This window comes from Bacillus cereus group sp. MG4, from assembly GCF_040460055.1.
Taxonomy (GTDB): Bacteria; Bacillota; Bacilli; order Bacillales; family Bacillaceae_G; genus Bacillus_A; species Bacillus_A wiedmannii.
This window is the reverse complement of the sequence record NZ_JARVGZ010000001.1, coordinates 5140350-5162767: the sequence shown is the minus strand read 5'-3', so window position 1 is coordinate 5162767 and position 22418 is coordinate 5140350. Positions and strand designations below refer to the sequence as shown.

The window sequence follows — 22418 nt, the reverse complement described above, 5'->3', positions numbered from 1 at the left end:
TTTACAAAAAATGTCCCTAAGTATAATAACTTAGGGACATTCGCATGATTTAACTCACTAGTCGTGTAATTCGTTTCTTCTGCCATGAAAGCTTATAATATGCATACTGTAATATTAAGCTGACAATAAATGCTGCTGGGTACCCAATCCATATCCCTTCTATGCCAAGACTTGTATGGTAAGAAAGGTAATACGCTACAGGTACTTCAACAAGCCAAATTGATACAACTCCGATAACAGTTGGCCATAATACTGTACCACTCGCTCGCATTGTCGCACTAATAATTTGCGCATGCCCAAAAATTAAATAACTCCATAACGTAATCATAACTAGGCTATGAGCAATTTCAATTGTAGTTTGACTCGTTAAAAATAGCGATAGAATATCTCTTGAGAACAAGTAAATAAGGGATATTAGCACACCACCTATGACGTAGTTCATAATAATTCCGGCCTTCACAACTTTTTGCAATCGATCAAATCGATTCGCACCAATTGATTGCGCTGCAAAAATAGAAACTGTTATACCAAGGCTAACAGCTGGCATTTGTACATAACTTGCAACTTGGTTCACAACGCCATAAGCTGCTGTTGCATCTGAACCGTAGCGATTTACAAACGCGATGACCGCAATTTCAGATAATGAAACTAATATCATATTAATACTCGCTGGAATACCGAGTCGTAGCAATAGCTTTAATAACTCCCCATCCATGCGAAGATATTTCCTTACCGTACTATCTAATTGTAGTGGGTGATTTTTCTTCTTTAAATACACTAGCATGACAATAAACGTAATCACTGTAGATATAACAGAAGCATAGGCTGCTCCATACACATCTAATTTCGGAGCTCCTAACCATCCGAAAATAAGAATTGGTAATAAGATCATATTTAGCGCTGTACTTACAATTAAAAAGTAAAATGGCGTTTTAGAATCTCCTGTACCTCTCATAAATGTTGTGTATGCAAAATATAAAAATAATACTGGCATCGATATAAATAAAATACGTGCATAATGAACACTTATATCAATAATATTTTCTGGCGTTCCCATTAGGCGCATAATATCCATCGCAAAAATACTACCTATTATCGCCAACATAACTCCAATAATAAAGGTAAATGTCAGTGTCGTACCAACGATAGCTTTTAAACGATCTTCGTTATTAGCACCAAACGCCTGACCAATTAAAATAGAACTCCCTGAACCAATACCAATTACAAATGAAACGAGTAAGAAAAATAGTGGAAAGAATGCTGATATAGCCGCTAAATCATTAACGCCAAGCCATCTTCCTACTACTACCATACCGAATAATTGTCCAATCGATTGTAATACATTACTTAATAGTAACGGTACTAAAAACATGGACATCGATTTCCAAATCGGTTTACTCTCACTTTCTAACTTATGTGACTCCGCACCTTCTTTATTATTATCTGTAGGTGGTTTCAAATTTCATTTCTCCTTTTATTAAAAATCTGTTTTTCAACTTCTATTTCTTTGTATAGTTGTTATAATAATGTGTCTCTATTCATTTTCTTTTCCGTATTATTATAACTTTACCCAATATTGGCTTCCATCTGCTGTTCTATCTAAAAAACCATATTCGATTAAATATCTTCTTAAAGTTACAAAATCCGGGTATACACTTTCTATGACAGTATTTACTTCTTTTTCAGTGTACTTTTTATTACTATCAAACTTCGTCACTAAATGGCGTAATATAATTAATTTACGCTTTTGCTTTTTCGGAAATTTAGAAAGCGGCCCATCTAATCCTTCTGTAAAGTGTGCTTTTAATACTTCCTCATTTTCTTCCTCTGTAATATTGTAACGATCATCTACCATCGTTGCTGTTCTATGAATCGGTACAAATTTCGTTTGTACTTTTGATTTTTCTTCTGATAATTCCATTAACGCTAAAAACACTTTCGCTTGCTTCATTTTCTCTCGAAGTGTAAATCGATGATTACGAATGGTTGATGTACTTCCACCATCCATCTCTTTTACAATCTCTTTATCATTTAGCCCCATATGGAAAAACTGAACCATTTTCTTTTGCAAATCAGTTAAACCAGTATACTTCTTATCAAGGTTTAATAAATAATCAAACATAGACGTATGTTCATTTTGCACATGCAATTGTACAAACTTCTCTGCTTCATACAAAACTTGATTATCTTGATAAATTACGCCCTTAATAAACAATTCTCCACACGCTAAACAAATATATTCCTCTGCTTCCGCTTCAAACACATACCCTTTCTTCAATTCTTCTACCGAAGCATCCCAAAACTTCTCTGAAATATCACTCATACTAAACACTCCTTCAAAACGTTTATTTTAAAGCCAAACAAATCATAATAACGTTTATTATCACTTCATCATCTTAACATAACACAAATAAACATTCCAACGTTCCGTTTACCCATTTTATAAACTTTTATAAAAAAATCTATTAAACAAACTAAAAAAGGATTTAAAATAAAGAAAAGCGAATGTATTTAATAAATGAATTACGATAGGATGTGAAACAAAACATGACCATTCTGCCCGACCCTTGGTTTACGGTTAAACAAATCGCTCGAAATACATATGCGATTAGTGAATATGGACATTGGGAAAAAGTGCATTCCTTCTTACTTGTGGGAGATACTACCGCACTCCTTATCGATACTGGACTAGGTATCGATAATCTGAAGCGTATAACTGACCAACTAACAAACTTACCCATTATTGTTGTCACAACACATGTCCATTGGGATCATATCGGTAGTCACGCACAATTTGAAGAAATCTATGTACATGCTTTAGAGGCGGATTGGCTCATTAATGGCATAAAAGGACTTCCTATTACTCAAATTAGGCACGACATCGCCCGTGATATTACTTTACCTACACCTAAAACATTTCAACCTGAAACATTCAAACCCTTTCAAGGAACACCAACAAAATTACTACAAGATGGAGATATGATTGATATCGGAAATAGGAAGATTCAAATTATACATACGCCAGGTCACTCACCAGGACATATTTGCCTGTATGATTATGAATCTGCTTTTTTATTCACAGGAGATTTACTGTATGAAGGCACGATTTTTGCATTTTATCCAACGACAAACCCTGTAGATTTAGTTCAGTCTCTAAATAAAATTACAAACCTCTTTCCTATTAAACAAATTTTTGGTTCACATCATACCCTCGGCCTTTCACCTGTTATATTGAAAGAAGTGAAATATGCTATTCAATATTTAAATAATAACAACCTCGTTCAACACGGAACCGGTATTCACCCATTCCAAAACTTCAGCATTCAATTTTAACTACAAAAAAGGTGTTTCCGTATAAGAAAACACCTTTTGCTTTTTATATATTCTATTTACAGTCTCTACTAAAACCTTACTTGCTTGTACAAATGTATGCTTTCGGTTTCTATCTTCAACAAATGTATTAGCACAACTACCCATAATCATCATACAACTAATTATGACTAGTGCTAACTTTCTATTCTTGTAAGTCACTTCATGCCACTCCACTATACAAAACTTCATTTAAATTTATCCCATCAAGAAATTTTACATGAATAATAAAACGCGTGAATATGCAATTCTGCATATTCACGCGTTTTATTACGATGTTATGATTTAATTTAGTTAAAGTACATGTATACCGAGGTGACCAACTTGAAATTTAAAGCGAAAAAAAATCCATTTCACGTCATTTTCATTTCATTATTTATCATGATTTTTTTCATTTCGCTATTCTTCCAAAATGAAAATTCTATTTTTTTCACTCTCATGATGCTGCTAAATGTCGTAAATCTTTCTTCCTTCTATTTTTCTCACTACCATATAACTGCTTCATCTCTTATTGTAAAACATGGTTTCATATTTCATACTGAAATTCCATTTGAAGACATTCGTCACGTTAAATACGCTGGTAAAAAACTTCATTCAAAGAAATGGACTAGACAGCAATTAGAAATCCATTACAATTTATTTGACTCAGTAACTGTTTTTATACCCCAAGAAGAAGAAAAGTTCCTTTCAGTCTTAAAAGAAAACTGTCCGCATATGAAAGTATTGAATATGACTGCTAACAAATAATATATGTTGGCACTTGTAATAGTACAAATGGAAGGACATAAAATAAATATCAAAAAAGCCAAGATTCTAAACAAAGAACCTTGGCTTTTTTTTATTACTCTTTCGGAGCAATCATTTTTTTCGGATCGACAATTTCATTAAATTGTTCTTCTGTTAGTAGTCCAGATTGCAGTGCTGCTTCTTTTAACGTTAACCCTTCTTTATGAGCATGCTTCGCAATTTTCGCTGCATTTTCATATCCGATATGCGGGTTTAATGCTGTAACAAGCATTAATGAACGATTCACATTCTCTTTAATTACTTCTTCATCTGCTTCAATACCAACTGCACAATTATCATTAAATGAAACAATTGCATCTGCTAATAAGTGAGCGGATTGTAAGAAGTTATATGCAATAACAGGTTTAAATACGTTTAACTCAAAATTACCTTGACTCGCAGCAAATCCGATTGTTGCGTCATTTCCCATCACTTGCGCTACAACCATCGTTAACGCTTCACTTTGCGTTGGATTTACTTTACCTGGCATAATAGAGCTTCCTGGCTCATTTGCCGGAATAATAATTTCTCCTAGACCACTACGTGGACCACTTGCCAGCCAGCGCACATCGTTAGCAATCTTCATTAAATCAGCTGCTAATGCTTTTAATGCACCATGCGTATATACAACTTCATCATGGCTCGTTAATGCGTGGAACTTATTTGGTGCAGAAATAAATTGCTTACCTGTAAATTGGCTAATTTCCTCTGACACCATCTCACCAAATTTAGGATGAGCATTAATACCTGTTCCAACTGCAGTACCACCAATTGCAAGCTCTTTCATATATGTATTGCTCTCAGCAATCATACGCTCTGTTTTTTCAAGCATACGGTGCCATCCGCTAATTTCTTGTCCTAATGTTAACGGTGTTGCATCTTGTAAGTGTGTACGACCAATTTTTATAATATGTTCAAATGCAGTTACTTTTTCTGCTAGCGTTTCTTTTAATTTCGTAATTGCTGGTAATACGTGATTTTCCACTGCAATTACACATGCTACATGAAGCGCCGTTGGGAATGTATCATTTGAACTTTGAGACATGTTCACATCATCATTCGGATGAATATGTACGTCAGATTCCTTCTCTTTCAAAATTTGATTCCCTCGATTTGCAATTACTTCATTCACATTCATGTTTGACTGAGTACCACTACCTGTTTGCCATACGACAAGCGGAAAATGTTCATTCCATTTCCCTGCAATTACTTCGTCAGCTGCTGCCACAATTGCTTCTGCTTTTTCTTCTGATAGCTTTCCTAATTTTTGATTACTAAGTGCTGCACTCTTCTTTAAAATGGCAAATGCTTTTACAATTTCAAGCGGCATTTGCTCTGTTCCAATCGGGAAGTTTTCTTTACTACGTTGTGTTTGTGCTGCCCATAATTTATCAGCTGGAACTTTTATTTCTCCTATTGTATCTCTTTCAATTCTGTACTCCATTTTTTCATCCCCTTGAAAATAAAATACCTACATTTCTCATTTTAACAGACTTTCACCCAAATGATAAGAATTCTCACTTATATATATAAAAAAAATACCTCCTGCCATCGCAGAAGGTATTTTTTTATGATGCTTGCTTTCCTTTTTCAACGTCATCTACATACCAAATGAATTTGCCTGTATATCCGTAAATAACTGCTAAAATTAACGATACGAAGCTTAACCACATAAACGGAACGTATGAGAACGTTGCTACACCTAAAATACCAGCCATAAAAATACCATTATCCGACCATGGCACCATACCTGAAGTTAACGTTCCACCTACTTCTGAGTTACGTGCTAATACACGTCGGTCTATTTTTAATTTATCATAGCTATCTTCCATAATTTTCGGTGTTAAAATTAGTGATACGTACATCGCACAACCAAATATATTCGCTAAGAATGCTACGATTAATGTAGACAATGTTACATTACCTGCAGAATTTAATTTCTTCTCAAATTTTGATACGATTACTTTTAAAACACCTAGTTTTTCAAGTAATCCACCAAATCCTAAACCGAAAATAATAACGGCTACTGAGCCAAGCATACCATTAATTCCTCCACGGTTTAATAACTTGTCAACAAATTCAACACCAGATTGAATTGAGAATCCATTATACGCTGTTCCAATCGCCTCTCCAAAGTTCATTCCTTGGAAAAGAGTTGCCCAAATTGCACCAATTAAAGCTCCCATTGCAATTGTTGGCATAGATGGTTTCTTCATCGCTAATAGTGTGATAACAACGACCGCCGGAACAAGCATCCATATTTTAATATCAAATTCCTTTAATAAAGCTTCTTTTAAAAACTCTACTCGATTCAAATCTACATTATCGCCGCCATACATCCAACCAGCAACAGTAAACATAATGCTAGTAATAATATAAGCTGGAACATCTAATACGAGCATAGCTCGAACGTGAGCAATAACATCTACTTTCGCCATAGACGCTGCAAGAACTGTACTATCAGAAAGTGGTGATAATTTATCGCCGAAATAAGCTCCTGAAAGAACTGCACCAGCAACAAGCGGAAGTGGTAAGCCAAGTCCTTCACCAATCGCCATCATAGCAATACCTGCTGTTCCTACTGTTCCCCATGATGTTCCTGTTGCGATAGAAGTAATCGAACAAATAATTAATGTTGCTAATAGGAATATGCTAGGGTGAATAAACTCTAATCCATAATAGATTAATGTTGGTACTACGCCACCAGCAATCCATGTTCCAATTAAAGCACCTACTGCAACTAAAATCAGTATTGCTTCTAATCCGTTAGAAATCCCTTTCGTAATTGCATCTTGCAATTCTTGATAACGAAATCCTAATCTTAATCCAAGCGCAATTACTAAAAACCATGAAATAAATAGCGCTAATTGAATTGGGAGATCAAAAATCGTTTGGAAGGAAAAGACAACAGCAAGAAATAGTAATAAAAGAACTATGATTTCTAGCATCGATGGTAATCTTACACTTTTCATTTTTTTCTCTCCTTACAAGTCGATAACATGACGTATGTCGTCTTACATGTATGTAATATACAATTAGCGAAGACAAAACAAAATTTTCATATTATTTCGATTTATTTTTCCAGTATAATATACGGACACCTTTTCTATTGTAAAAGTAGATGCTACTTTTCGCAATGGAAAATATAAAAAATGTTACATTTTTTATATTTAACAATCAAAGAGTAACTTTTTTAATATTTGCCACCATAAAACTTTTTACTATTATCCTCACCGTTTTAAGGAGTATCATTATTCCCCACACAAAAAAAGCACACATCATTCAAATGATGCATGCTCCACTTTTATTTATACATGTTTTGTATTTCTTCTTTATTTTTAAGTATTTCCACAAACTTCTCGCTACAACCTTTCGGAAATAACACTCCAAGCCCATATGAATGCTCAAACTGAAAATGAGGGTACTTCGCCTTGACCTCATCCCAAAATTTATACACGCCGAAGTTTCGATCTTTCACCTCAATATCATGAAATAATACGATACCGTTATTCGCAAGTTTCGGTAACCATGTTTTATAGTCATGAGAAACTGCTTCATACGTATGATAGCCATCAATATGCAACAAATTTATCGTTCCATCTTGAAATTGATCAACAGCCTCATCAAAAGTATATCGAATTAAATTACCTATATTTGGATAACTCATGTTTACCACTTTATCTACGATTTGGAAAACACCTTCTCCATATGGACCTGTATGCCCGTCTCCTGTCCAAGTATCTACAGCAAAACATTTTGTAGCTAATCCCCCATCCTTTACCCCTTGACAAAAACTGAAAAAAGAAGCGCCTAGATGTGTACCTAGCTCAACTAATATTTCGGGTTTTTCAAATCTTACTAAATCGTATGCGAACTCCAAATGCCCAAGCCACGCAGTATTCGCACGAATAAATGGACTAAAATTATCAAATTCAAATGTTGGTTTATGAGTAACCCAGTTCATCGCGTATCTCCTTCTACACATATTTTTAACAAACCAAATTACTCTTATCTTTATTTTTTTATCGTCATGATTATGATTTATTTTTATAATTTTATCTCGCTTTATTTCACCTCCTCACTTGTATCGTAAACATAACTGGAACTACTAAAATTCCCACCTTATAACACAGAAATTTCAGTTTATTTTTTATTCATTTCGTGATATATTGCATATTGTATCCGAAGCGAATTTGTAGAAAAGGAGAATAAAAACTATATGGATTCAAATCGTTTAAAAGGAATTATTATGGTTGTAATTGGTGCTTTTTTATGGGGATTGTCCGGAACAGCTGCACAACAACTTTTTCAATATGAAAATGTTTCTACTGAATGGTTAGTTACAATTCGATTGCTTATATCTGGCGTTATCTTGCTCCTTATTTCATCATTCGGAACGAGAAAAAAAGAAATATTCGGCATATGGAAACAAAAATCTGATGCTACTAAAATGATATTGTTTGGCCTATTCGGTATGCTTGCTGTACAGTACACGTACTTCGCTTCTATTAAAGAAGGGAACGCTGCCGTCGCAACATTATTGCAATATTTAGCTCCTATATTTATTACTGTATACTTACTTTTCAAATGGAACGTTCGGCCATCAAAAATTGATTTCATTTCCATTACCCTTTCATTAGTAGGCACTTTTCTCTTACTAACAAACGGGTCTGTTCATAACTTGGCTGTTCCTACACCAGCTATTATTTGGGGTATTTTATCTGGATTATCTCTTGCTTTTTATAGTTTATATTCAAAGGGATTACTAGAAAGGTGGTCTTCCTCTGTTATCGTTGGATGGGGCATGATTATTGGGGGTATTGGTGTAACGATTCTACACTTTATTTCTACGAAAGAATTCATTTTATTATCGACTATGAAATATGTAAAACTAAGTACCCTACCGCTCATCACATTTGTCGTCATTTTCGGAACACTGATTGCATTTTATTTATACTTAGACAGCATACGATACCTGACTCCGAAAGAAACGACATTATTCGGTTGTACTGAACCACTCGCAGCTATTATTTCTTCTGTACTTATATTACACGTACCCTTTCAATCTTTTCAGTTATTAGGGGCTTTTTGTGTCATTGTAATGGTGCTCATCTTAAGCCAAAAACCGGATGAAGGGAAACCGAAATTAAAGCTTGTTCATGCGGAAAAGGAAAATATACAATGAAAGGATTGAATTCACTATGCCTGTCCCTCAAAATTATAAAAAACAAGGAAGAGTTTCGGCAAAATCACTCGTTTTAAATCAACTACAAGATTGGATTATTGAAGGTGTACTGCAACCTGATGAAAAAATTAATGATGGGGAGTTGGCTGAAGCACTAGGAGTAAGCAGAACACCTGTAAGAGAAGCACTTCAAATATTGGAGCTTTCTGGATTAGTGGAAATGGTACCTGGGCAAAAAACAAAAATTGCTCCTATTAAGTTAGACGACATTCCTATCATTTATGAAACGATGGCTGGTCTTCACGCTATTATAGGAAAGCAAGCACTTCAAAACATTACAGACGCTGATTTGAAACTACTTTCTGAAATAAATGCTGATTTTCAGCGCTCTATAGAGAAGAAAAACGCAAAACAAGCTTTAAAACTAGATATACAATTTCACAATACAATTTCTTCTATTGCTAAAAACCAATATATTGAACCCTTTCTAGAAAATATGCAACTTCACGTTTTACGCCTTGAATATTTATTTTTCCAAAACTTTGTTCCAGCAAGTCAATCTATTGAAGAACATCACTCCATCATTCAAGCATTGCAAAAGCAGGACGAAAAACAAATGGAACAAATGATGTCTCAAAACTGGCTCCGTCCAATGAAAGAAATATCAAAAATAATTTCTACGAAATAATAATAGAGCTGGTTACACAAAATCGTAACCAGCTCACCTTTTACTAATCTATATAGTTATGCCTGAATATCTGCATATTCTTCCATATCTTCGTACTCTTTTTCCAATTCCTCTAAAGACAGCTCGTATAATTGTCGGTCGCGAATTTTAAACACACCTGCTCCAATTAACTCATCAATTAAATGCCTCTTACGATTTTCAACAGCAAAACGGAGTTGACTACTCATCTTTTAAAAAACTCCTTTCCACAATCATTAAAAATGATAATCTTTATCAATTACCACTTTTGATTATAAAAGATGACTCTTTATAAGTAAAGTAATTTCATGAAATATTTACCTTACAAAGTATTTGTGGCCACATTATATATATGTATGCCGTGCGAAAAATGTTATGACACATTTTCTTATCCTTTTTCTTTCATACTTTGCAAGTTGTCTCACTATGATTAAATTCACCATCTATTTCCACTTGAATGGTGACATGTTCTACATGAAACTTCTCCTTTAATACATCCGTAGCCTCTTTTAATACATTTTGCGTTTCATCACCTTTAATAATCAAATGGCAAGTTAATACTTGAAAATCAGATGTGACAGACCATATGTGCAAATCATGAACTTCTTTTACAACCGTAATATTTAATAATGTACTTTTTACCTCTTCAACATTTATGTGCTGGGGTGCACCTTCCATTAATATATGGACCGTATCACGTGTTACACGCCATCCACTAATAATGACTAAAATAGACACAAGAATACTAGCAATCGCATCTGCAACAGTCCATCCGAAAAATTTAATAAGTAGCGCAGCAATAATCGCTCCAACTGATCCTAATAGATCGCCTAATACGTGTAAGAAAGCACTTCTTAAATTCAAATTCCCCTTCACATCTCCGCCTCTCATTAATATCCAAGCTGATAAAATATTAATAAGCAGACCAAGTACAGCAATAATGAGCATCCCATTACTAGCAATCTCAACTGGCTCTTTAAAACGGCGAATTGCTTCAATAAAAATGTATACTGAAATGACAATAAGAACGACACCGTTACATAATGCCGCTAACATTTCGACTCGCTTATACCCATATGTTTTCGCAGTTGTTGCTGTTTTTTCTCCGAGCTTGAACGCAAGTAAACTTAACGCTAAGGATACTGCATCACTTAACATATGCCCCGCGTCAGATAATAGTGCTAAGCTATTTGTTACAAATCCCCCAATAACTTCAGCAATCATAAAACTTGTCGTTAATACGAAAGCAATTAGTAACGCTTTTTTATTGTTAGAATGACCGTGATCATGTGAATGTCCCATACGAATGCTCCTTTAAGTGCAATATCTGTATGTTAGTATGAAACAAACTCCCCCTCTTTATCCCCCATTAACTGCCCATAAACGTCCGCTTCCTCTACCTACACACTTCGATATTTTTCAAACAAGTCCTTTTTCTCAACAAAAAATAAGACTACTTCTTTTTCAGCTTCATATTGTTTACTAATGAAAGAATTTTTAAGGAGGTTACTAAAATGAAACGTTTATTTCTCTGTATGGAGCGAGAACTTGTTGTAGTGAAAGAACAATATGGTCACTTTGAAACAGCGTGTCACTTACAAAATATGCAACCTACCTGTATCGCTGTTGATCCATTTCAAAAGAATCGTGTATACTGCGGAACATTTGGACGAGGTTTATGGTTAAGCGACGATGGCGGGGATTCGTGGAAACCGATTGGAGATTCATATCGTTACTTTGATTTCCCTAAAGAAGATGGTATTTTACACTCTTCGATAACTTCCATTACGATAAGTCCTAATGAACAAGTTAACGGCTATGGCGTCGTTTATGTCGGCACAGAACCGAGCGCTTTATTCCGTTCTGAAAATGGTGGTGAAACGTGGACTGAACTTAAAAATATGAAATCATTATTATCTTCTTATACGTGGGCTTTTCCGCCTAGACCTTTCACCCATCATGTACGCTGGATTACAGTTGATCCAAACAATCCAAATACAATCCATGTTTCAATTGAAGCTGGTGCTGTTATTCAAAGTAATGATAGAGGGCATACTTGGATTGATAAAAAATTCGGTGCTCCTATCGATGCGCATCAATTGCTTATGCACCCTGAAGCTCCAAATCGCCTTTATGCATCATGTGGTGATGGTTTTATGGGCGGACCTGATCGCGCATACCTTGAAAGTTATAACAGTGGAAACAGCTGGATCTCATGCAGTGAAGGACTTGAACACCATTATTTATACAGCATGGCTATCGATCCGGCTGATTGTGATACAATTCTCGTTTCTGCCGCACCGAGTGCTGACCTCGCTCATCATCGTATTCCTTATGAATCTTATATTTATCGGAAAACGAAAGATACTCCTTTCCAGCAATTGCAGCAAGGTCTACCATCTGCAATTGGTACAGTCATTTCAATGTTTGCTACAAATCCAGCAGAACCACATACGTTTTACACTTTAAATAACAACGGCGTCTTTCAATCCAATGATAGCGGCGAATCGTGGGAACAACTAAACATTCCGTGGAAAGATGAGTATAAAACGCAGCATCCACATGCATTACTCGTTACTAGTTCTTAACGAAAAAAAGACTGCCTAATGGTTTTAGGCAGTCTCTTTTTTATTTCTTTAAGTCAATTACAATATCATCTAACGCAATACCCTTATTGCCTCCCAATCTTCGAGGCACAAAACGCTCCTTTACTTCTCCTCCAACTATTGTTACCGAGCCATAATTTTCAGGAGTGTGAATTCTTAAATTAACGTAAGGCGTTATTATTAACTTAGTCGCATTCTCATTAAGTTGTTGGAATGTTTCACTCCAATTAAAATTATAAGGATCTTCACCTGAGCCTCCATTTCCTTCTCCATAATACTGATTACCTATATCATCTCTCACTTTTAAATCAACATCCACTCCATCCCATACACCTCTTATTTCTTGAGCTACTTCTTGGTTGTAATATAGAATAAACGACATGGGTGTTATTTCCATTCTCTCCATATTAACTTTTACACCATCTTTTTCTGCACTACCTCTAATCAATTTCTCTTTATTTTCTATTCCTTTTAGATTAATATTAAAATTCCAATCTCCTTTTATCTCTTCTTCTGTTTCTAAAATGTTTATACTTTGTATACTCCATTCAACATTCACTGTAGTTCCTTTATTACTAACTAGATCACTACTTGTTTTTATTAAACCTTTATATTTCCTATCAGCGACCTTAATAATTTCATTGCTTCCTGATTGGGCACCTGCTCCTTTAATAGTTAAAAAATCCAACGTACTTGGATTTTTGCCTAAATCTCTGTTACTTTCTATAGAATAGTTTATTGATACTGTCTTACCATCAAAAATCGCATTATTAATCGTTATCTTAATTCCATTTCTTTCTTTTGTCATATTTAGTACTGTGGCGTATTGTTGATAATTATTATGAAGCCCCGTTTTCTTCTCTGCGTCCGCTTTATAATTTTCATATAACCCTGTTCTACCATTATCTAAAAATCGGAATATATCACCTACAATTGGCAATCCCCCTGCATATGTAGGAAATCCGATACCAAGCGTTGCAACTGATAATCCTACTAAAATAGATGCAACAGCGACACCCTTTTTCCAACTTTTCATCTTTTTCTTCGTACGTATCGATTGTTTTACATTACGTTTCACTTTTTCTTTTTCAATTTCAGAAGCCTCAATTTCCTCAAGTTCTTTTTCATCTATATCAATATCATTTAATAGTTCATAAATGTCTTTCATATTGCACTACCTCCAAAACTAATTTTCGTAGCATTTTGTTGTAGTTTCTTTTTCCCACGGTACACACGATTATCGATCGCTGCCCGAGTTAACCCTAATTTGTCTCCTATTTCTTCTGTCTTCATACCGAGAAGATATTTCATAATGAACACTTTTTGATCTAGCGGTTCTAATTGATTAATAAGCTTCAATAATTCTTCCCTATCTTCCATAACGATTAATTCGTCTTCCGCTGACTTTTCCGTACTGATAGGAATCTCATCTGAAATAATTTCTACTTTTCTAGTCGCTTTCCGGTAATAATCAATCGCTTTAAATTTTGCAATTGCCGCTATCCATTTTTTAAAATCACTCGGCTCTCCATGAAATTTATTTGCGTTATTCCAAATGGAAAGAAATATATCGTTTACACATTCCTCTATGAGTCCATCATTTTGAACTGGAAGAAGAACTTTGTGCGTTATTCCTTTTATGAGTGGTAAGTATGTATCGACAACGAATTCTAGCGCATCTTCTTTTTGCCGTTGTAATCTTTTTATAAAATTTTTCTCATTTGATTTCATGTAGCGATTCCCCTTATTTTTTTGTAAAAGCTTTTACACCCTATATAACGTCTTACAAAAAATTTTCTCTCATCTTTTTTTATTTTTTGTATGTTATGGAATACTTTCCCTACGCCATTGTCTCACATAACTATGTATTACAAGAAAATTTTCTCAAGTCTGCAATTTAATTCATGTAGTACACTATTTATATAGTCATTCTTTAACTTGGTGTACATTTTACCCCGCATTAACAGGAAATAAATCCCACCTCAAAATTGGGCGAATGCGAGGAAGTTAGGTGGGAGATAACTGCCCGTAAAAGCCCGATTGGTTCAACTAATAATCAGTGGGTGATGGAAAAAAAACCACTGATTAAAGTTTCACTTTATTTCATTAATCTACTTTTCAACATTTTAAACTAGGAGATGAGATGTGTATGTGTGGAATTACAGGTTGGGTAAATTGGAATAAGGACCTTTCCAATGAACATGTTATTTTAAAAAAGATGGCAAATAGTATCCAGCATCGCGGTCCGGATGCTGAAGGATTTTGGTTTTCACCTCGTGCGGCTTTTGCACACCGTCGGTTAATCGTAATTGATCCAGAAGGCGGGACACAGCCGAAGATATTTCGTGCCGGTGATTATACGTATGCTCTTACTTATAATGGAGAAATTTATAATTTTCGCGAGCTTAGAGAGCAACTTCAAAAATGTGGTCATGCATTTGAAACGCATTCGGATACAGAGGTGTTACTACATGCTTATTTAGAATGGAAAGAAGACTGCGTACAACATTTAAATGGTATTTTTGCCTTTGCAATATGGGATGATCAAAAGCAACAATTATTTTTAGCACGTGATCATTTAGGCGTAAAGCCACTCTTTTATACAGAAAGAAATGACAGTATTATTTTCGGATCCGAAATAAAAGCGCTATTAGCCCATCCATCTGTCCCTGCTGAAATTGATGCAGATGGCATAAACGAAATATTTGGATTAGGATTATTTCGAACTCCAGGATGTGGCGTCTTTAAACATATTCAAGAAGTGCGTGCTGGACATTCTATAACGTTTACACGTGATAAAAAAGTAGTTAAGAAATATTGGAATTTAGAAAGTAAAGTTCATACAGACTGTACTGAGGATACATCATCACATATTTTATCTCTTTTACAAGATACAGTAAAAAGACAATTAATTGCCGATGTTCCTCTCGTTTGTATGTTATCAGGAGGATTAGATTCTAGCGGTATTACTGCTCTAGCGGGTAAAGAGTTTGCAGCGGAAAATAAAACACTTCATACGTATTCCGTTGACTTTGTAAATAGTGCAAAAGATTTCGAGCTGACATTTGCTCGCACTGGTTTAGACGCTCCTTGGGTAAAACGTGTTTCCGAACATGTAGGGACATCTCATCATGACATTATTGTGAATGCTGAAGAATTAGCAAATCACTTATTCGTCCCTCTCCGTGCAAAAGATTTACCGAGTGCTGGCGAAATGGAAACTTCACTATATTTACTATTTTGCGAAATGAAAAAAGATGCAACTGTAGCTTTATCCGGCGAATCTGCTGATGAAGTATTCGGTGGGTATCCTTGGTTTCATCAAGAGGATTTACTATTTGTCGATAAATTTCCTTGGCTAACAAATTGGAAAAACACTTCCCCTCTTCTACTAAATGAAGTAAATAACCAATGCAACTTAGAAAACTATATTGATGCACGCTTCCAAGAAGCGATTCTTGAAGTACCTACTCTTGAAGGGGAAAGTAAAAAAGCCGCGAAACAACGCCAAATGTTTTATTTATTTTTAACGAGATTTCTCCCGTTCTTACTTGATCGTAAAGATCGTATGAGTATGGCTGTAGGCTTTGAAGTACGTGTACCGTTTTGCGATTATAGATTAGTTGAATATTTATGGAACGTTCCTTTCAATATAAAAAGCATTGATAATATTGAAAAAGGCATTTTACGTAGAGCACTGCAACCTGCTTTACCTGACGATGTACGCAATAGAAGAAAAAGTGCTTACCCAACTTCACAAGATCCACATTATTTACAAACAATCCGTCATTTATCACTCGACTTGTGCAGTAATAAAAACAATCCTATTTTCTCACTTATTAATCATTCCACATTACTTGCCATTGCCGATGAAAGCAATAAAGAAATTAACAATTTTGAAGCAAGAAGTGCTATGGAATATATGCTACAAGTAAATGAATGGTTGAAAACGTATCATATTCATATCGCTTAACAAAAAGGAGTTCAAGGATAAAAACCTTGAACTCCTTTTATATTAATTAGCACATTGTTTATTTTCAGTGTCAATAGACCACCCAATAATAGTGGCACAATCTCTACCTTTCCACTGCAGTACATTTGTTAATACTGGCTCAATCTGTAAGCAACTTCCGTCGTGCAATATTTCTACTAAAGATTGATCATCATCAAATTTTCGTTTATCACACTCTAAAATACCGTCCGTTGCCATTACGATGTGATTCATTCCTTTTTCTAATCCTCTGACACCTGATGTAAAGCAAGGTGTATTTGCTGCGAAAATATTTTTCCTACCAATATATTCGTAATTCTTCCGTTTATTTAACCGCCCTTTACCATTCTTCGTTTTTTCAGAATGGAATAAATATGCGAAGCAATCACCAACTGATAGCCAATATAAAAATTCGCCTTTTCGCAAACAAATTAAGCATGCAAGTTCCTCATCATCTTGATCACATTTTTCAATAAACAATTCATCTGTAAATAACGCTAATAAGTACATATGCGTATGATGAAAAGCTAAATGTATCGGGTAAGAAAATAACTCTTTTAGTTTCTCTTTTCTTGCTGAAATTGCTTCTATTATATAATCGATATTTTTTGTTTTGTGGTGTGTATCAAAAATCATAACAAATTCAAATTGTAATTCAGGATCCCACCAAGCAAGCACCGCATCTCCTCGTTCATATGCATCACTTTCTTGATTTCCCCCATATACGCCGACTGAAAGAGGACCACATTTTTCAACATGTATTTCATCTACATACATCTGTTCATGACTCACCCATTTGAATGTATTCACAGCTATCATCCTCTCTCTTGCTAAATGTATACCTTTACACATAGATTACCTTATATTTCAATAAAAATAAACTTTTTCAACATTTTTTATCCAAATAAAAGGATTTTATTTCTATGCTCACGAATATATCTTACTATACGACATAAAAATAGGGGGATTTATCATTATGAAAGACATCAATCAACATTGGGAAAGCATTTATTATCACTTACGATATGAGTATGAGGACAACCTTTCTCACCAAGCCATTCGTATTTTACAACTCATTTCTCGTGAGAAAGATATAACAATTGGAAAAGTGGCTACTGAGCTTAGTCTCTCTCATAACACAGCGTCAGAACACGTAAAGCGCCTTATTCAAAAAGGATTTATTATAAAAGAAAGAAACAAACAAGATGAAAGGGTCGTAAACCTTACTTTAACGAAAGAAGGCATTGAAATATTAGAAAAGCATACTTTACTAGATAAAGAAAAGATAAAAATATTAGAATCACAGTTATCAAAAGAAGAACAACAATTAATTGAAAAAGCCTTTTCGTTATTAGCGAAGGAGGCAAAATATGCATTTCCTCGTTAAAGTAATCGTTTCTGCACTTATTATTGGCGTTATTACTGAAGTCGCTAAACATTATAGTACGATAGGCGGCTTTATTGCTGCCCTTCCTCTCATTAGTTTACTTAGCCTATTTTGGATTTCTTTAGAAGGCGGGAACAAACAAGAATTAAGTCAATTTGCTATAGGCGTATTATATGGATTTCCTGCATCCGCACTACTACTATTTATCGTCTATATTGGTCTAAAAAACTCATTTTCACTTAGTACATCTTTCCTGTTTGGTATAGGTGTTTGGTGTATCGTTTTTGCTTGTCAAAAATTATTTCAAGCTTAGTTAGGGGGATTTACTATTTATAAATTTGTAGAGGTATTGAAGCAATTCACTCCTTGCAAATAAAAAAAGGAAGCAACTAACGCTGCTTCCTTACTTATCTATTCATAATCTTCTTCATCATCGATTTCTTCATAATACGAATTCCCATTACTTACATATATAGGGCTATTCGCAACGTCAATACGTAATACCCATGCCCATGGCACAGCTAAACGCTTATGTATTGCTCGCCAAAAGCTCATTGATTTTCTTTCGTACTCCTGGAACTCCTGAAGTAACTCTTTGTAGGAGGAACCGTCTAACTGAATATTTGCTTCTAACAAACGAGAATGGGCATAGTACTGCAGCTCTAGTTCAGCAGCAATTTCCATTTCTTCTTCCGTTGCCATACCAATAATTGCTCCATCTGCTGGTACAATTTCAAATACGTTCTGAACTTCAATAAGCCCTTCTTTCTCTTTCTCAAACATGTAAACAGCCTCCTTTAACACATATTTTTTATGTTACAAAGTCATACTTCTACAATAACTTCTCCCTTTCCTCTTTTTTTGATAAACTTTTACAAATTATTTATCTGATAATCTGTAGGCTGTATTCTTTCAGCAGAACTGAAACAATTATTATCAAAAGTTAATTTATACACGTCAGGCATATGAAGGGTTTTCCAAAACTGAAAATCATATTTCGAATCAAAATAATTCATTAGTAATACCATAATATTCCCATGAGTACCTATTACAATATTCTTACCTTTATATTTTTTTAATATACTTTGCATACATATTACAGCACGTCTTTGCGCTACATCATTTGATTCTCCGCCTTCGTATGCAAAAGTCCAGTCTTCCCATACCTTCTGAAGAGCATCATTAAAATCCTGTACTGGTTCTTTACTTAATAGCCTTTCCCGTAAATCCTCTTCCAGTTGTATTGATAAATTATATGTATTCGCAATTCCTTGCACAGTTTGCATTGCCCTTTTGTACGGACTAGAAATCACAACATCAATATGTTTATCTTTTAATAAGCGTGTTACATTCTCTGCATCACAATGTCCTTTTTCAGATAAAGGCCGTTCCCGTTCTTCTTTTGTATATGTAGAGTGGGCATGGCGAACGAAATATATTGTCGTCATTTTTCAACTTCCCTTCTTATTTTCAATCTATATTCAATGAAGTAAATAAGAAATCCTGTATTATAAAAAGAAAAAGGACGCTTTCTAAAAAGCGCCCTTGTTTACATAATAAAATTATTTCATTATAATTTATTTCTAAACCCTTCATCTGTTATAGCATCTTGAATAAAATAATCTATATTATTTCTCAGCTTTTGGTATGCAACTTGATCTTCTATATCGTTAAACATAATTACAACTTCTACCTTATTTCCCTTCTTATCTGTAGTATACAAACTTTTTGTCAATACGAATGCGGTAGACCCACCTTTTTGACCAGCAAATTCTAACTTATTATTATTAACTGTTCCTTTGAAAATATTCTCAATTTCTTCTTGCATTGATTTTGGAAAATAATTTCTACTATTTATCTTTTTCATTATACTCATATAGTCTTTAGCGTTTGCACCCACTAATCGATCTGACCAAATTCGCTGAAATCCCATATCTACCTTTAATGGAATATCCCGTTTTCTCCATTCTTCTTCATCTTTCATCCATTCATGAATTTGTAATACATGTTTATTATACTCATCCTTTGACATGTTACGTATCATTTCTAACGATTGATTTTCTGGCTCATGAAGCTCTTTTTCTACATACCCTCTCATATATAGTGAAGCAGTATACGAAGAGAATTTGTCATGACTAGTAAGCTCTAACTCTTTTAAACTATCATTCACTCTTTCTATTCCAAGCTTATCTAACAAATATGTTGTATTCGCATTAGAACTATAATGAATCATTCCTTTAGCCACTTCTTCTAAAGCGATCTGCCCATTTTTCACTAATTCTCTCGCTTTGGCATCTTCTAACCAGTCAGGATGCGCTCCACCATCAGTGTTTTTAACGTAATATTTATCTAGCTCCTGCAATGAAATTTGTTCATCACGACTTATTTTCCCTTCTGACACTTGCTTAGCAAATTCAACTGCTATTACAATTTTGGCCATACTCGCTAATGGCAATTTTTTATTTATAGAAGTTATTACTTCTCCATTTCTTTTAATAAATAATGAGCATGTTTCATCATCTTTATGTTCTTTTATGTACTTTAATACGTAACCAGGGTCTTCTTTTGACAAATAGTACTTCATAATGACAAAGAAAGCTATAACGGCTACTATAATGACTCCTGCAATAATTCCTATAATCTTTAATATGTTCACAATATGCCCCCTCTATAAATTCCCTTCTATATAATAATTATAACGAATAAAAATACAAAATTATACAAAATAGAGTAACTCTTCCTAAAAAAAGAAAGAGTTACTCTATTTCACATGATGTTATTTGTCCATTTAACGTAACAACTATATTTGAGTCGTCACTTTCTTTAATGCTATTTAGTCGATTTGAGTTAGGAGGACCAATTACAACTGACTCCTTAATTGGCGAAAGATCCTTTCCCAATTTTTCTGCACTTACACCGTATGCAGATTGAAATACTTCTGGCGGTGTTAATCTAAGTATGTCTGATCCTTCTGCTGTTTCAAACTGATCGTTATTGAAGAACAAATGTAATTGTACTTCTTCTGTTATCGCTGTAATCCAATGCCACCATCCCATTGGAATAAAGACAGTTTGCCCCGCTTTTACATGATAATTTTGCAATTGATTCGTTTCCGGATTTAAGATAGATGTAATCGCTTCTCCTGATACAACAACATCTAATTCCCACGCATTCGGATGCCAATGTGGTTCCCGCATGTGCCCTTTTGTCATAAATAAATCGACAAACGCTCCACCGATCATTGCTGGTAACTGCGTTGACGTAACTTCATAGGCAACGTTTTTCTCATCTCTTTTAAAAAAGATGTTTTTTCTCGAATCAAAGAAAAGGTTTGGAGTTCCTGAACTTTTCTTTAAATTTTTATTATCTGGAACATAACCTGAACTACTCATTTTATCCCTCTTTTCCACTCCGAACATTTCTAGTTTCACACTGTATCGTATGGAAAAAATGTATGAATGTGCCTAATCATTCACATAACAAAAAAACATGCCTTCATGATGAGAGCATGTTTTGTGATATTCTTCACATTGTTTAGTTAAAAAATAAACTTTTTACTTACCATGATGTAACATTAAATCACTAAGTTCTTCTTCAATGTGATTTAATTTCGCAACGCCTTCTTTCCATTTATGAATATAACGTGAAACCCCAACAAAAAACAAAACAATAATTGTGGAAAGAATAATACCATATACGATTGCTACAGTACTCATAGTTACACTTCCTTATAATTAGTAATGTGGTTATTAGTTATATTTTTATTATAAACCTTTTTCTTTTAAAATACTTCGATTTCAACTTTTTGTAACAAAATTGATTTTTCTAATATTTTGTTCGTAAAAATGGCATATTTTTCACAAATTATACAAAACTTCACCTTATGTACTATTACCATATGAGTTATATTATTAAATAGAATAAAGGGGATGATATACTATGACGACTTGGTTTATTGTAATGTTAGTTGTATTTGGGGCATTTAAAATTATCGTTTCTAGCCTTCCCAACTCTGTTATTGAATCCATTATTAGCAAGTACGAAACACATCCACAACTTGAAGAAGAGAATTCGACTGTTACAATCAATGGAAATAACTTAGAAGGCGAACAAAAATCCAAAATTATTCATGATTTTAACGAAGGTTTATTTTTAGATCGCTATTATGCACCACCACACAATGAGGGCACGCCTTTAATTATCAATGCAAAACGTGGTAAAAAAGATTTTATCTTTTACATTTATAGTCATGAAGAGCATGTTGATGTTGTAAAGCAACATAAAAAGAAAGTAGTTGCTTATAGTTTACGCTCTAAAAACCTTCAAAATAATGATATGTTCTTGTCAGCTGATTTAGCTTAATACTCATATATTAGAAAAAGGAATCC

The 22418-nt window shown here is 34.3% G+C and carries 26 protein-coding genes; 9 read left to right on the top strand and 17 right to left on the bottom strand.

Features of this window, described 5'->3' with window-relative positions:
* Positions 1 to 49: 49 nt before the first annotated feature.
* Entirely contained in the window at positions 50 to 1459 is a 1410-nt protein-coding gene (locus QCI41_RS27270) for an MATE family efflux transporter (protein ID WP_353836203.1), read from the bottom strand.
* Between the two features lie 99 nt (positions 1460 to 1558).
* Positions 1559 to 2323: a DUF2087 domain-containing protein gene (locus tag QCI41_RS27265; RefSeq protein ID WP_353836204.1), complete on the bottom strand. Its 765-nt coding sequence runs from the start codon at positions 2321 to 2323 to the stop codon at positions 1559 to 1561.
* A 224-nt stretch (positions 2324 to 2547) separates the two neighbouring features.
* Here QCI41_RS27265 and QCI41_RS27260 point away from each other — a divergent pair, with 224 nt between their 5' ends.
* Positions 2548 to 3333 (top strand): MBL fold metallo-hydrolase, encoded by a 786-nt coding sequence (locus QCI41_RS27260; RefSeq protein ID WP_353836205.1) that lies wholly within the window; start codon positions 2548 to 2550, stop codon positions 3331 to 3333.
* On the opposite strand, the gene QCI41_RS27255 is transcribed toward QCI41_RS27260, so the two are convergent.
* Entirely contained in the window at positions 3334 to 3561 is a 228-nt protein-coding gene (locus tag QCI41_RS27255; RefSeq protein ID WP_353836206.1) for a hypothetical protein, read from the bottom strand.
* A gap of 132 nt (positions 3562 to 3693) precedes the next feature.
* Between QCI41_RS27255 and QCI41_RS27250 the strand changes: the two genes are divergently transcribed.
* Entirely contained in the window at positions 3694 to 4116 is a 423-nt protein-coding gene (locus QCI41_RS27250) for a PH domain-containing protein (protein WP_353836207.1), read from the top strand.
* Between the two features lie 94 nt (positions 4117 to 4210).
* On the opposite strand, the gene fumC is transcribed toward QCI41_RS27250, so the two are convergent.
* The 3 genes from fumC to QCI41_RS27235 form a co-directional block, all read right to left on the bottom strand.
* Positions 4211 to 5599, bottom strand: coding sequence for a class II fumarate hydratase (gene fumC / locus QCI41_RS27245; RefSeq protein ID WP_046959025.1), 1389 nt, complete (start codon positions 5597 to 5599; stop codon positions 4211 to 4213).
* 124 nt (positions 5600 to 5723) lie between these two features.
* The gene (gene nhaC / locus QCI41_RS27240) at positions 5724 to 7127 is read right to left on the bottom strand and encodes a Na+/H+ antiporter NhaC (protein WP_353836208.1); all 1404 of its coding nucleotides are present in this window, start codon (positions 7125 to 7127) and stop codon (positions 5724 to 5726) included.
* A gap of 332 nt (positions 7128 to 7459) precedes the next feature.
* Entirely contained in the window at positions 7460 to 8119 is a 660-nt protein-coding gene (locus tag QCI41_RS27235; RefSeq protein ID WP_353836209.1) for a class I SAM-dependent methyltransferase, read from the bottom strand.
* Positions 8120 to 8374: 255 nt separating this feature from the next.
* Between QCI41_RS27235 and QCI41_RS27230 the strand changes: the two genes are divergently transcribed.
* Positions 8375 to 9340, top strand: a complete 966-nt coding sequence (locus QCI41_RS27230) for a DMT family transporter (protein ID WP_353836210.1) — start codon at positions 8375 to 8377, stop codon at positions 9338 to 9340.
* Between the two features lie 16 nt (positions 9341 to 9356).
* Positions 9357 to 10028, top strand: a complete 672-nt coding sequence (locus tag QCI41_RS27225; RefSeq protein WP_353836211.1) for a GntR family transcriptional regulator — start codon at positions 9357 to 9359, stop codon at positions 10026 to 10028.
* A gap of 56 nt (positions 10029 to 10084) precedes the next feature.
* On the opposite strand, the gene fbpA is transcribed toward QCI41_RS27225, so the two are convergent.
* Both fbpA and QCI41_RS27215 read right to left on the bottom strand, forming a co-directional pair.
* Positions 10085 to 10255 carry a Fur-regulated basic protein FbpA gene (gene fbpA, locus QCI41_RS27220; RefSeq protein WP_000098304.1) on the bottom strand — a complete coding sequence of 57 codons (171 nt, stop codon included), beginning with the start codon at positions 10253 to 10255 and terminating at the stop codon, positions 10085 to 10087.
* 193 nt (positions 10256 to 10448) lie between these two features.
* Positions 10449 to 11348 carry a cation diffusion facilitator family transporter gene (locus tag QCI41_RS27215; protein ID WP_000510062.1) on the bottom strand — a complete coding sequence of 300 codons (900 nt, stop codon included), beginning with the start codon at positions 11346 to 11348 and terminating at the stop codon, positions 10449 to 10451.
* Positions 11349 to 11560: 212 nt separating this feature from the next.
* Here QCI41_RS27215 and QCI41_RS27210 point away from each other — a divergent pair, with 212 nt between their 5' ends.
* Complete coding sequence (locus QCI41_RS27210; protein WP_064449826.1) at positions 11561 to 12634, top strand: WD40/YVTN/BNR-like repeat-containing protein; 1074 nt, start codon at positions 11561 to 11563, stop codon at positions 12632 to 12634.
* Between the two features lie 40 nt (positions 12635 to 12674).
* Here the strand turns inward: QCI41_RS27210 and QCI41_RS27205 are convergent, their stop codons facing one another.
* Positions 12675 to 13820 carry a DUF4179 domain-containing protein gene (locus tag QCI41_RS27205; RefSeq protein WP_353836212.1) on the bottom strand — a complete coding sequence of 382 codons (1146 nt, stop codon included), beginning with the start codon at positions 13818 to 13820 and terminating at the stop codon, positions 12675 to 12677.
* The gene (locus QCI41_RS27200; RefSeq protein WP_000840023.1) at positions 13817 to 14383 is read right to left on the bottom strand and encodes a sigma-70 family RNA polymerase sigma factor; all 567 of its coding nucleotides are present in this window, start codon (positions 14381 to 14383) and stop codon (positions 13817 to 13819) included. The genes QCI41_RS27205 and QCI41_RS27200 overlap by 4 nt, the downstream gene beginning before the upstream one ends.
* A gap of 418 nt (positions 14384 to 14801) precedes the next feature.
* On the opposite strand from QCI41_RS27200, the gene asnB reads away from it, so the two are divergent.
* Positions 14802 to 16625 (top strand): asparagine synthase (glutamine-hydrolyzing), encoded by a 1824-nt coding sequence (asnB, locus tag QCI41_RS27195; protein ID WP_353836213.1) that lies wholly within the window; start codon positions 14802 to 14804, stop codon positions 16623 to 16625.
* Between the two features lie 42 nt (positions 16626 to 16667).
* Here the strand turns inward: asnB and QCI41_RS27190 are convergent, their stop codons facing one another.
* Complete coding sequence (locus tag QCI41_RS27190; protein ID WP_353836214.1) at positions 16668 to 17495, bottom strand: PP2C family serine/threonine-protein phosphatase; 828 nt, start codon at positions 17493 to 17495, stop codon at positions 16668 to 16670.
* Positions 17496 to 17619: 124 nt separating this feature from the next.
* Here QCI41_RS27190 and QCI41_RS27185 point away from each other — a divergent pair, with 124 nt between their 5' ends.
* Both QCI41_RS27185 and QCI41_RS27180 read left to right on the top strand, forming a co-directional pair.
* Complete coding sequence (locus tag QCI41_RS27185; protein WP_000651933.1) at positions 17620 to 18030, top strand: MarR family winged helix-turn-helix transcriptional regulator; 411 nt, start codon at positions 17620 to 17622, stop codon at positions 18028 to 18030.
* On the top strand, positions 18014 to 18343 hold the full coding sequence (locus tag QCI41_RS27180; RefSeq protein ID WP_353836215.1) for a DUF3147 family protein: 330 nt from the start codon (positions 18014 to 18016) through the stop codon (positions 18341 to 18343). The genes QCI41_RS27185 and QCI41_RS27180 overlap by 17 nt, the downstream gene beginning before the upstream one ends.
* A 98-nt stretch (positions 18344 to 18441) precedes the next feature.
* Here QCI41_RS27180 and QCI41_RS27175 read toward each other — a convergent pair whose 3' ends face one another.
* The 6 genes from QCI41_RS27175 to QCI41_RS27150 all read right to left on the bottom strand — a co-directional run bounded on the left by QCI41_RS27175 (position 18442) and on the right by QCI41_RS27150 (position 21928).
* Positions 18442 to 18813 (bottom strand): hypothetical protein, encoded by a 372-nt coding sequence (locus tag QCI41_RS27175; protein ID WP_353836216.1) that lies wholly within the window; start codon positions 18811 to 18813, stop codon positions 18442 to 18444.
* A gap of 89 nt (positions 18814 to 18902) precedes the next feature.
* Positions 18903 to 19478: a histidine phosphatase family protein gene (locus tag QCI41_RS27170; protein WP_353836217.1), complete on the bottom strand. Its 576-nt coding sequence runs from the start codon at positions 19476 to 19478 to the stop codon at positions 18903 to 18905.
* A gap of 122 nt (positions 19479 to 19600) precedes the next feature.
* A complete protein-coding gene (locus QCI41_RS27165; RefSeq protein ID WP_353836218.1) occupies positions 19601 to 20686 on the bottom strand; it encodes a serine hydrolase in 1086 nt (361 codons plus the stop codon).
* Positions 20687 to 20786: 100 nt separating this feature from the next.
* Positions 20787 to 21422 (bottom strand): cupin domain-containing protein, encoded by a 636-nt coding sequence (locus QCI41_RS27160; protein ID WP_353836219.1) that lies wholly within the window; start codon positions 21420 to 21422, stop codon positions 20787 to 20789.
* A gap of 162 nt (positions 21423 to 21584) precedes the next feature.
* On the bottom strand, positions 21585 to 21746 hold the full coding sequence (locus QCI41_RS27155; RefSeq protein WP_000108701.1) for a hypothetical protein: 162 nt from the start codon (positions 21744 to 21746) through the stop codon (positions 21585 to 21587).
* A gap of 65 nt (positions 21747 to 21811) precedes the next feature.
* On the bottom strand, positions 21812 to 21928 hold the full coding sequence (locus QCI41_RS27150; protein WP_079998370.1) for a multidrug transporter MatE: 117 nt from the start codon (positions 21926 to 21928) through the stop codon (positions 21812 to 21814).
* A gap of 41 nt (positions 21929 to 21969) precedes the next feature.
* On the opposite strand from QCI41_RS27150, the gene QCI41_RS27145 reads away from it, so the two are divergent.
* Positions 21970 to 22392 (top strand): YfmQ family protein, encoded by a 423-nt coding sequence (locus QCI41_RS27145; RefSeq protein WP_353836220.1) that lies wholly within the window; start codon positions 21970 to 21972, stop codon positions 22390 to 22392.
* Positions 22393 to 22418: the final 26 nt, after the last annotated feature.